Genomic DNA, 10135 nt, shown 5'->3' with positions numbered 1-10135 from the left:
CCGGGGGCCGCGCCCGACGTGGAGCAAGGGGCGCAGGTCGCGCCGCTGGCCTCGCTCGTCGTGCCGCCGCGCCCCGCGGATGTGGCCGAGCCCGAAGTCGTCGCCGCCCCGCTCGAACCCGAGGTGGTCACCCGCGCCTCGTCGACCGGGTCGCGGCTATACGGGGTGTCGCTGGGGGCGCAGCCCTCGCATCACGCCGCCGAGCGGCTGCTGCTGCGCACCGCCCTGAGCGAGATCGGCACCTTCGACGAGGCGCTGCGCCGCGTCGTGCGCCGCAATGGCGGCTACGAGGCGCGCTTCCAGGGGCTGACCGAGGATCAGGCGGCCCGCGCCTGTGCCCGGCTTGCGGCCCGCAACATCACCTGCGAGACCTTCGGCCCCGCCTCCTGACGCCGATCAGCGCGCAAGCCGTTCGGACAGGCCGAGCGTGGGCAAGGTGCCGGTCAGCTGCGCCTCGTAGATCGCAAGGCTTTCGGTCACGCGCATGATGTAGTTGCGCGTCTCGGAGAAGGGGATCGCTTCGATCCAGAAGATCACGTCCTCGGCCCGGCGCGGGTCGCCGAACCGCTCGATCCAGTCGGCGGCGCGGGCGGGCCCGGCGTTGTAGGCCGCCGCGATCAGCACGGGGTTGTCGTCATAGCGGTCGTAGAGCCCGGCGAGGAAGGACGCCCCGAGCCGCGCATTATACGCGGGGTCGTCCAGCATCCGGGCCTGCGAATAGTCGAGGCCGAGGGCGCGCGCCGTGTCGCGCCCGGTGCCGGGCATCACCTGCATCAGCCCCAGCGCCCCTGCGGGACTGACGACGCCGGGGTCGAACTCCGATTCGCGCCGCGCGATGGCCAGCACCATGGCAGCGGGGGCGGGCAGGTCCGCCTCGGCCAGAGCGGGCACCACGGGATAATAGGGGCGCATGATCTCGTGCCCGAACTGCGCCGCGCGCTTGGCGATTCGCAGCGCGATATGGGGGTCGCCCAGCTCGAGGGCGAAATCGCCCAGCATCCCGGCCTCGTCGCGGGTCAGGCTTTCGGCGAGGTGCGTCAGGAAACGTTCGGCGGGCCAGTCCTGACCGGCCTCGTAATAGAGCAGCGCGGCGTGGAAGACCGTCGAGCCGGTGAACCCGGCCTGCCGCCAGTCGCCGTAGACCTCGGTGCCGAGGAAGGCGGGATCGACGGGCAGGCCGCCCCGCTCCTGCGCGAGCTGGCCGTAGAAGCTGGACTGGTAGCGCGCGCCCAGCGCATAGGCCTCGGCGGCGGCGGCGGGGTTGCCCGCGGCCTCCTCGGCGCGGCCCAGCCAGTAGCCCGCGCGGCCCAGCGAGATGGGGGTGAAGACACTGTCGCGGAAGGCTTGGAAATGGCCGACGGCGGTGTCGTAGCGGCCAAGGCGATAGGCGCAGTAGCCCGCGAGCCATTCGTTTTCGGAATAGGCGTAATCCTCGCGCGCGGGGTCGATGTGGTGGTTGGCGGCATAGGTGTAGCAGGTTTCGAAATCGCCCTCGCGCATCACGTCGCGGGCGAGATCGGCGCGCCGGTCGGCCCAGAACAGCGGACGCCCGAGGCTGCCGCGCGAGGCGGATCGCTCGGCCATCAGCTCGCCCGCCGTGTCCCAGAAGCCCGAGCGCACGCGCCACAGGAACCGCTCGTAGGCAAGGCCGGGATCACCGGCGAGATCGGCCGGCACCGCCTCGATCAGCGCGTCGACGCCGGGGGCGCGGGCCCGCAGCGCAAGCCGCGCCTCGGCCAGCGCCTGCCAGCCCTCGGGGACCAGCGGGACCATGGCGCGCGCGCGCTCCTCCGCGCCCTCCCAAAGCAGGTTGTCGAGCCGCTCCTCGTGATGGGTGCCGGTGTTCAACACCGCGCCGAAGGCCGCGCGCAGCTGGCCCGCCTCGTCGCCGGTCATGACGAGGGTCGTCCAGGCGCGGATCGCCTCGGCCTCGGCCGCCGCCCGGTCGCCCGCGGCGTCATGGGCCAGCGCAAGGGCCAGCGCGCCCGCGCCGGTGGTGGGCGGATGTCCGTCGAAATAGGCGATGATGGCGGCGGGGTCGCCACCCGCGGGGATCGAGGGCTCGCCCTGCGCGCGCAGGTAGGGCAGGCCCGGCCAATCGGGGTTGCGGTCGAGAAAGGCGACATATTCCGGCCAGTCGCCGCGCCCCGCGCGCAGCCGCGTCCAGCTGAGGATGTCGAGGGCGACCGGATCCTCGATCCGGCCCGCGGCCTCGGCGTAGAGGCCCATGTCGCCCTGCGACAGCGCATCGAGGGCAAGGCCCATAGCCGCGGTGTCGGCGCGGGCGCCCATCGGTGCCAGAACGAGTGAAACCGCCAGCAATATCTGCCGCATCTGCACTGACCTTCCTGCTCTTTTTACCCAAGGATAAACCGCCACGCCCCCCGTGCAACACACGAACTTGGCATTCCCGCGCGCTATCGCTAGTGTCCGCGCGATTTTGCCGACCGCCCCGGTCGGCCCACCCACAGCAAAGGATGCGTGTCATGTTCCAAGGCTCGATGCCGGCCCTCGTCACGCCGTTCTCGGACGGCTCGGTGGATTTCGACGCGCTGAAGAAACTGGTCGAGTGGCAGATCGCCGAAGGCTCGACCGGGCTGGTTCCGGTCGGCACCACGGGCGAAAGCCCGACCCTGACCCACGGCGAGCACGAGCAGGTGATCGAGGCCGTCGTGCAGACCGCCGCGGGCCGCGTGCCGGTGATCGCGGGGGCGGGCAGCAACAACACGGTCGAGGCGATCCGCTTCGTCGAACACGCCAAGTCGGTGGGCGCGGATGCCGCGCTGGTCGTGACGCCCTATTACAACAAGCCCACGCAAAAGGGCCTGATCGCGCATTTCTCGGCACTGAACGAGATCGGCCTGCCCATCGTCATCTACAACATCCCGCCGCGCTCGGTGATCGACATGATCCCCGCCACGATGGGCGAGCTGGCCAAGCTGCCCAACATCATCGGCGTAAAGGACGCGACCGGCGACCTCAGCCGCGTGCCGAAGCAGCGGATGACCTGCGGCACGGATTTCGTGCAGCTTTCGGGCGAGGATGCGACCGCCGTGGGCTTCAACGCGCAGGGCGGCGTGGGCTGCATCAGCGTCACCGCGAATGTCGCGCCCAGGCTCTGCGCCGAGATGCAGGCCGCGACGCTCGCGGGCGATTACGCCGCCGCGCTCGGCTACCAGGACAAGCTGATGCCGCTCCACGAGGCGATTTTCGCCGAGCCGGGGGTGTGCGGCGCGAAATACGGGTTGTCGCTGCTGGGCCGCTGTTCCGAGGAGGTGCGCCTGCCGCTGACGGGCCTGTCCGAGGGCACCAAGGCGCAGATCGTGGCCGCGATGGCCCACGCCGGCCTGCTGTGAGGCGCGAGGGCGAGATCGCCCTGCCCTTCGACCCCGCCGAGCGGATCGAGGCGGGGCTCACCTTCATCGGTCATGTCCGCTCGCCCTGGGCCAAGGGGACGGCGCCGAAGAACCTGCGCGCGGCGCGCGAGACGGGCCGGGGCGCGCGGGTGGAGCTTGACCCGGCTTACGCGCCCGCGCTTGCAGGGCTCGAGGTGGGGCAGGCGATCCAGCTGATCTACTGGGTGGACCGCGGCGAGCGCGACCTGCTGGTGCAGACCCCGGCGCATGGACGGGGCCCGCGCGGCACCTTTGCCTTGCGCTCGCCCGTCCGGCCCAACCCCATCGCGCTGGGGACGGTGGTGATCACGTCGCTTGACATGCCGGCGGGCGTGATCGGCATCGACGCGACGGATGCCTGGGACGGCACGCCGGTCCTGGACATCAAGCCCTGGATCGACACGGTCGACGTGCCGCCGGGCTGGCGGCCGGACGCCTGAGGGCCTATATCGCGCCAATGGCCAAGGACAGCGACAACAAGAACTACAAGGTGATCGCCGAGAACCGGCGCGCGCGCTTCGATTACGCGATCGAGGAGGATCTCGAGGTCGGCATCGTGCTGACCGGGTCCGAGGTGAAAAGCCTGCGCGAGAACACCTCGAACATCGCGGAAAGCTATGCCGCGGTGGAGGATGGCGAGCTGTGGCTGGTCAACAGCTACATCGCGCCCTACGCGCAGGCCAAGACCTGGGGCCACGAGGAGCGGCGGCGGCGCAAGCTCCTGGCGTCTAAGCGCGAGCTGTCGCGGATGTGGAATTCGACCCAGCGGCAGGGCATGACGCTGGTGCCGCTGGTGATGTATTTCAATCACAAGGGGTTGGTGAAGCTGAAGATCGGCATCGCCAAGGGCAAGAAACTCGCCGACAAGCGCGAGACGAGCGCGAAGCGCGACTGGGAGCGGCAGAAGAGCCGGTTGCTGAAGCAGGGCTGAGGGGGCGGCGCCCGTCGTCAGGCAGCCTTCGGCGCCCTCCTCTGGGCGCGTTGCCACGGAATGCGTTGACGGGGGGTGAGATGGCGCGGCGCTGGTGTGGGTGTTAGCTGCGGGAGCCTCCGGCGGGAGTTGTATTTGCCAAGATGAAGGAGGGACCCGCACCTGCCCTGCCGCTTGCGCCTTTATCCCGGCGCGGGTAGGGCTTGTGGACGGAACGACGCGCCCCTGCCCGGAGGCCCTGCCATGGCTACAGACGACCCCAAGACGCTCGTGTCGACCGACTGGCTCGCCGCGCATCTGGAGGACCCGGACCTGCGGGTTCTGGATGCCTCCTACTACGTGCCCGGCATGGGCCGCGACGCTAAGGCGGAATATGCCGAGGGCCATATCCCCGGCGCACGCTTCTTCGACATCGACGAGATCGCGGATGCGCGCAGCGCCCTGCCCCACATGGCCGCCCCGGTCGAGAAATTCATGAGCCGGATGCGCGCCATGGGCGTGGGCGACGGGCACCAGGTGGTGGTCTATGACGGCGCGGGGATCTTTTCCGCCGCACGTGTGTGGTGGAACTTCCGCCTGATGGGCAAGACCGATGTCGCCGTGCTGGACGGCGGGTTGCCCAAGTGGCGCGCCGAGGGGCGCGAGATCGAGGACATGGCCCCGGTCATCCGCGACCGGCACATCACCGTGCAGCGGCAGGCGCACCTGGTGAAGGACGTGACGCAGGTCGCCTCGGCCTCGAAGCTGGGGGATTGGCAGATCGTCGATGCGCGCTCTCCCGGGCGGTTCCGCGGCGAGGAGCCGGAGCCGCGTGCGGGGATGCGGGCGGGGCATATCCCCGGCTCGAAGAACGTCCATTACGCGAGCCTGTTGAACGCGGACGGGACGATGAAGGGGCTCGACGCACTGCGCGCGGCCTTCGAGGCGGCGGGCGTCGATGTGGGCCGCCGCACCATCACCACCTGCGGCTCGGGCGTGACGGCGGCCATCGTGATGTTGGCGCTGCACCGGCTGGGGAACATGGACGTATCGCTTTATGACGGGTCCTGGTCCGAATGGGGGCAGTTCGAGCAGCTGAAGGTCGAGACCGGATGACCGTCACCCCCGCGGGGACCGAGGTTTCCTACACGATCACCTATCTCGAGATGGGCGCGCGCCCCGCGTGGGAGGTGCCGCGCCTGCCCGAGCATATCCGGCTGGAGCGCGCCATCGATCCGCCGGTGTGGTATTTCCTGTCGCTCTACGACGCGGTGGGCCGCGATTACGAATGGCAGGACCGCTTCGACCAGGCCGAGGAAGACCCGGCCGCGTTGCAGGCCTTTGTCCGCGACCCGGACGTGGTGATCTGGACGGCGATGGGCCATGGCTGGCCGCAGGGGTTCTTCATGCTGGACTGGCGGCAGGCAGGCGTCTGCGACCTTGCCTATTTCGGGCTGGTGCCGCAGGCGGTGGGCGCGGGCTGGGGCCGGGCGCTCCTGGAAACCGCCGTGCTGACGGGCTGGGCGCGCGAGGGCGTCGAGAAGATGACCGTCAACACCTGCACGCTGGATCATCCGCGCGCCCTGTCCTTGTATCAGAAGCTGGGCTTTGCCCCCGTCGCCCGCGACGAGCGGCGGCGCGTCCTCGTCCATGACCGCGACCCCTCGCGGTTTCCCTGACAGCCGGAACCTTTCGATGTTCGAAACCCTCTCCGCCCCCGCGCCCGACAAGATCTTTCGCCTGACCGGGCAGTTCGCGGCCGACCCGAGGCCGGACAAGGTCGACCTGCTGGTCGGCATCTACAAGACCGCCGAGGGCAGGACGCCCGTGATGGGCGCGGTGAAACAGGCCGAGGCGCGCATCCTCGAGACGCAGGAGACGAAATCCTATGTGAGCTTCGAGGGCGACCGCGCCTTCATCGGCGCGATGCGCGACCTGATCCTGGGCGATGCCGTGCCGTCTGCGCGTGTCGCGGGCGTCGCCGCGGTGGGGGGCACCAGCGCGTTGCGGCAGGTGTTGGAGCTGGTCCGCACGCTGCGGCCCGCGGCTCGGGTCTGGGTGTCCGACCCCAGCTGGCCGATCCATGCCGCGATGGTGGACCATATCGGGCTGGCCCGCGGGACCTATCGGTATCTCGACCGGGCCGCCAATGCGCTCGACCGCGCGGGGATGCTGGCGGACCTCTCCGGGGTCGCGCCGGGTGACGTGATCGTGCTGCATGGCTGCTGCCACAACCCCACGGGCGCGGACCTGGACCTTGGCGATTGGGCCGAGGTTGCTGCGCTGTGCAACCGGACCGGGGCGATCCCCCTGGTCGACATGGCCTACCAGGGGTTCGGCGACGGGCTGGACGAGGACGCGGCGGGTGTGCGCCTGCTGGCGCGGGAGGTGCCGACGGTCTTCGTCGCGGCCAGTTGTTCCAAGACCTTCGGACTGTATCGGGACCGGGCCGGGGTGGCGTTGATCGTGACGTCGGAGGGCGCGGTCGCCGCGGCGCAGGGGCAGCTTACCGCGATGAATCGCAACAACTTTTCCTTTCCGCCCGACCATGGCGCGCGGGTGGTTCAGACCATCCTGACCGATGCCGGGTTGCGCGCCCTGTGGGAGGAGGAGTTGAACTCGATGCGCGAGACGATGGTGCAGAACCGCCGCGCGTTGGCCGAGGCCTTGCGGGTCGAGACCGGGTCGGACCGGTTCGGGTTCCTCGCGGCGCATCGGGGGATGTTCTCGCTGATCGGGGCGAGCACGAAAGAGGTTGATATCCTTCGGGAAAAGCATGGCGTTTACCTTGTCGGCGACGGGCGGATGAACGTAGCCGGGCTGCGGGCGTCGGTCATTCCCAAGGTCGCGCGGGCCTTGGCCGAGGTGCTTGCTTAATTCCGTATGGGGGTGTATCGGGCGGGCCTGCCCCTTGGGGCCAAGTCTCCGACTACCTTGTCAAAACGGAAATACATCATGAATACCAAATACTTGCCGGGCATCCTGGCGATGGCCACCGTTGTCGTGGCGTCGAATATCCTCGTGCAGTTCCTGTTCGGGAACTGGCTGACATGGGGGGCGTTTACCTATCCTTTGGCGTTTCTCGTGACCGATGTCATGAACCGCGTCTACGGCGTGCAAGCCGCGCGACGCGTTGTTTTCATTGGCTTTTTGGTCGGCATCGGGTGCTCGTTGGTGGGCACGCAGATCATGGGAGAGTTCGGGCCGCTGGTGACGTTGCGGATCGCGGTGGGCTCGGGCGTCGCGTTCCTGACGGCGCAGCTGCTGGACGTGGCGATCTTTGACCGGTTGCGCGGGGGGACGTGGTGGCAAGCGCCTGTTTTCTCAAGCATAATCGGCTCTTCGGTCGATACGGCGCTGTTCTTTTCCATCGCGTTTAGCGGAACGTTGACGTGGCTCGAGCCGGGTAACGATGTCAGCTGGGCAGGCGAGATGCTGCCGATGCTCGGCCTGGGTCCGGTGGTGCCGCTCTGGGTGTCGCTGGCGGTCGCGGACTGGGGCGTGAAACTGGCCATCGCGCTGGCGGCGCTGATCCCGTTCCGGGTCATCACGCGAAAATTGACGGCACAGGTTGCGTAAAAGGTTTTGACAACCACGAAATCTGTGGCAGGCTCACCTCAACAGCAACCAAGCAGGAAGGAGGTGATCCAGTGTCTAGAGAGGTATTGGAGAACGGTGTCGGGACAGCTTGGGAGGTGCGCCGCTGAGGCAACCCTCGGGGGTCAAAGCCCCTTCCAAGGTGGTTAATCCTAACCGGACCGCCTCCTGATCTTTCGAAAGGGCCGCTCACCTTGGGCGGCCCTTTTTCGTTGGAGCACTGCATGTCACACTCCGTGCACAGCCCATGCACACCCCGTACATACGCCGAGCCGCCATGCCCCTGACCATCACCGACCAGATCACGCTCGCCGATTGGGAGATGACGGAGAGCTTCACCCGCTCCTCGGGGCCGGGCGGGCAGAACGTGAACAAGGTCTCCACGGCGGTCGAACTGCGGTTCGAGGCGGCACGCTCGCCGCATCTGCCGGAGGTGGTGAAGCGCCGGTTGCAGCGGCTGGCGGGGCGGCGCTGGACCAGGGAGGGGGCGGTGGTGATCCAGGTGGAGGAGACGCGGAGCCAGGCCCGCAACCGGGAGATCGCGCGGGAGCGGCTGGCGGAACTGGTGCGCGCGGCGACGGTGGTGCCGAAGAAACGCCGCCCGACGCGGCCGACCAAGGGGTCGGTGGAACGGCGGATCAAGGCGAAGAAGGTCAGGGGGGTGGTGAAGGGGTTGCGGGGGAAGGTGGAGGAGTAGGGTGGGCATTTTGCCGACCATAGTGGCGTGGAAGCCCATCGTACGGTTGCTTAGACTTAAATCGTAGTCAGTAGTGTTTTGTTATTCGCCGTTTGAATGATGGGTAGAGTGCATTAAGCATTTCAAGCGACTGATTGGTTACTTTGCAGCATTCCGTCACTACGGATGGCAAGGGTTTCATGGGCTGAGGCACGCGATGCAGGCGGTGCAGTGGATTCAAGCAAGTGGTAAATGTCGCATCCCTAATTGCCCCCCAGTGACCATGAACAAAGCCGGACGTCCAATCGTAATATCGATCATAGAGATCCTTCCTTCCAGCAGCGATACTCATATCTCTCAGATTCATCTTTGACCAAGAACCAAGATCGATATCGCGGGTTTCAAACCAAACATCCTCATTGGCCAATACCTCAAGTTTTTCCAAATCAATGTGAGAGGGAACATCCTCTCCAGCAGAAGATTTTAGAAATGCAAGTGCTGTTTGGCCTGAACCATATTGCCGATGCTGCATCCAAATGGCGTCATCATCTTTGGCGCGGAGAAAGGACAGTGTGATTGCTAGCTCCGTTATCGTGCGCAGCACAACTCGCCCCGTTGCCAAATGACGCGAAGGGAGACTAGCCATCTCAAGGCAAAGGGAAAGAGAGTAAAAGCTTATTCCAAAGGCACTATCCAACCGAGCGTCAACATTTGTGTTTTGAACCGATGAATAGAAGTGCTCGTACAGTTCCGTTATTGTCGAATAGATATCCTCTTTTAATGCATCATCATCCTCCTCAGTTTTGGCATCTTCGGGTTTTGTAATGCATCTCGTGCATGCGAGCATTTCAGCCCAAAATGGCTCGCATTCCATGGTTACTCTTTCATCAGTTTCTCCTTTGAACATCGACCGAGTGGCCATTTCCGCCGAGCGAATCATTGGCCTCACTTGACGCATATCCCCAACATACGGATACTGAAGAAACCTCTCTGCCATGGGCTCTGGCACGACCATCTTCTCGATTGCGAACAGATAAATGATCTTTAGCCAACGTATGTCCGTCGACTCTTGCGATTGATGGTCTAGACATAACGCAACGCCTTTTGCGAGCGTTTGCCAGTCTTCATCTTTGGCCGCGACGTCTCCGAACAATTCTCGCCAGTGCCCTCTATCTGGCATAGCGTCTACCGTAGCCAGGATTTTGAGACTTTCTCTTATGTCATCATGAGCGATCGCGGGCGCAACAATCTTTCGGAAACTATCGAATGATATTTTTGAAAGGAAGTAATGGGTTGGGGATGCATGATCCTCTCCAAGAAACTCCTTTCTAGCAGCTTCTGCTATCTCACGAAAAATTTCTATTCGCTCTTTCTGATCACGAACCGCACAGATAATCGCTAGCCAAATCACATCTGGAAGATGATCATCCTTCCAGCTTGACCAAGCCACCTTGTCACCAAGTTGATGAAAAGGAGATCTAAGCTTACTGCCTTGGCGTCTTCGTTTGTCCAGAGGTGTAGCTTGGGAGCCTTTTTTCGCTTTTTTTTTCATAGCGC

10 protein-coding genes and 1 pseudogene are annotated in these 10135 nt (G+C 65.5%); 9 read left to right on the top strand and 2 right to left on the bottom strand.

Features of this window, described 5'->3' with window-relative positions; genetic code table 11:
- Positions 1-390: pseudogene (locus QQK83_RS14330) on the top strand (D-alanyl-D-alanine carboxypeptidase); the annotation flags it as partial.
- 6 nt (positions 391-396) lie between these two features.
- Here QQK83_RS14330 and QQK83_RS14325 read toward each other — a convergent pair.
- Positions 397-2334: a lytic transglycosylase domain-containing protein gene (locus tag QQK83_RS14325; RefSeq protein WP_284265334.1), complete on the bottom strand. Its 1938-nt coding sequence runs from the start codon at positions 2332-2334 to the stop codon at positions 397-399.
- A 152-nt stretch (positions 2335-2486) separates the two neighbouring features.
- Here QQK83_RS14325 and dapA point away from each other — a divergent pair, with 152 nt between their 5' ends.
- The 8 genes from dapA (at position 2487) to arfB (ending at position 8599) form a co-directional block, all read left to right on the top strand.
- Entirely contained in the window at positions 2487-3356 is an 870-nt protein-coding gene (gene dapA, locus QQK83_RS14320; protein WP_284265338.1) for a 4-hydroxy-tetrahydrodipicolinate synthase, read from the top strand.
- Complete coding sequence (locus QQK83_RS14315; RefSeq protein WP_284265331.1) at positions 3353-3835, top strand: SAM-dependent methyltransferase; 483 nt, start codon at positions 3353-3355, stop codon at positions 3833-3835. The genes dapA and QQK83_RS14315 overlap by 4 nt, the downstream gene beginning before the upstream one ends.
- Positions 3836-3852: 17 nt before the next feature.
- Positions 3853-4326 (top strand): SsrA-binding protein SmpB, encoded by a 474-nt coding sequence (smpB, locus tag QQK83_RS14310; protein WP_284265329.1) that lies wholly within the window; start codon positions 3853-3855, stop codon positions 4324-4326.
- A gap of 243 nt (positions 4327-4569) precedes the next feature.
- Positions 4570-5421, top strand: coding sequence for a 3-mercaptopyruvate sulfurtransferase (sseA, locus tag QQK83_RS14305; protein ID WP_284265325.1), 852 nt, complete (start codon positions 4570-4572; stop codon positions 5419-5421).
- Positions 5418-5984 (top strand): GNAT family N-acetyltransferase, encoded by a 567-nt coding sequence (locus QQK83_RS14300; protein WP_284265323.1) that lies wholly within the window; start codon positions 5418-5420, stop codon positions 5982-5984. The genes sseA and QQK83_RS14300 overlap by 4 nt, the downstream gene beginning before the upstream one ends.
- Before the next feature lie 16 nt (positions 5985-6000).
- A complete protein-coding gene (locus tag QQK83_RS14295) occupies positions 6001-7182 on the top strand; it encodes an amino acid aminotransferase (protein ID WP_284265321.1) in 1182 nt (393 codons plus the stop codon).
- Between the two features lie 78 nt (positions 7183-7260).
- On the top strand, positions 7261-7884 hold the full coding sequence (locus QQK83_RS14290; RefSeq protein ID WP_284265336.1) for a queuosine precursor transporter: 624 nt from the start codon (positions 7261-7263) through the stop codon (positions 7882-7884).
- 295 nt (positions 7885-8179) lie between these two features.
- Entirely contained in the window at positions 8180-8599 is a 420-nt protein-coding gene (gene arfB, locus QQK83_RS14285) for an alternative ribosome rescue aminoacyl-tRNA hydrolase ArfB (RefSeq protein ID WP_284265319.1), read from the top strand.
- A 67-nt stretch (positions 8600-8666) separates the two neighbouring features.
- Here arfB and QQK83_RS14280 read toward each other — a convergent pair whose 3' ends face one another.
- Positions 8667-10130: a DUF5677 domain-containing protein gene (locus QQK83_RS14280; protein ID WP_284265316.1), complete on the bottom strand. Its 1464-nt coding sequence runs from the start codon at positions 10128-10130 to the stop codon at positions 8667-8669.
- Positions 10131-10135: the final 5 nt, after the last annotated feature.

Origin of the sequence: Roseicyclus amphidinii, from assembly GCF_030163755.1 — a bacterium.
GTDB lineage: Bacteria > Pseudomonadota > Alphaproteobacteria > Rhodobacterales > Rhodobacteraceae > Roseicyclus > Roseicyclus amphidinii.
The sequence above is the reverse complement of the archived record's forward strand: the minus strand, read 5'-3'. Positions and strand labels throughout refer to the sequence as shown.

Bases quoted from the DNA above. Each gene is read 5' to 3' on its own strand.
- dapA (WP_284265338.1), top strand. From the start codon at position 2,487: ATGTTCCAAGGCTCGATGCCGGCCCTCGTCACGCCGTTCTCGGACGGC.
- QQK83_RS14300 (WP_284265323.1), top strand. From the start codon at position 5,418: ATGACCGTCACCCCCGCGGGGACCGAGGTTTCCTACACGATCACCTAT.
- arfB (WP_284265319.1), top strand. From the start codon at position 8,180: ATGCCCCTGACCATCACCGACCAGATCACGCTCGCCGATTGGGAGATG.
- QQK83_RS14295 (WP_284265321.1), top strand. From the start codon at position 6,001: ATGTTCGAAACCCTCTCCGCCCCCGCGCCCGACAAGATCTTTCGCCTG.
- sseA (WP_284265325.1), top strand. From the start codon at position 4,570: ATGGCTACAGACGACCCCAAGACGCTCGTGTCGACCGACTGGCTCGCC.
- QQK83_RS14290 (WP_284265336.1), top strand. From the start codon at position 7,261: ATGAATACCAAATACTTGCCGGGCATCCTGGCGATGGCCACCGTTGTC.
- QQK83_RS14325 (WP_284265334.1), bottom strand. From the start codon at position 2,334: ATGCGGCAGATATTGCTGGCGGTTTCACTCGTTCTGGCACCGATGGGC.
- smpB (WP_284265329.1), top strand. From the start codon at position 3,853: ATGGCCAAGGACAGCGACAACAAGAACTACAAGGTGATCGCCGAGAAC.
- QQK83_RS14280 (WP_284265316.1), bottom strand. From the start codon at position 10,130: ATGAAAAAAAAAGCGAAAAAAGGCTCCCAAGCTACACCTCTGGACAAA.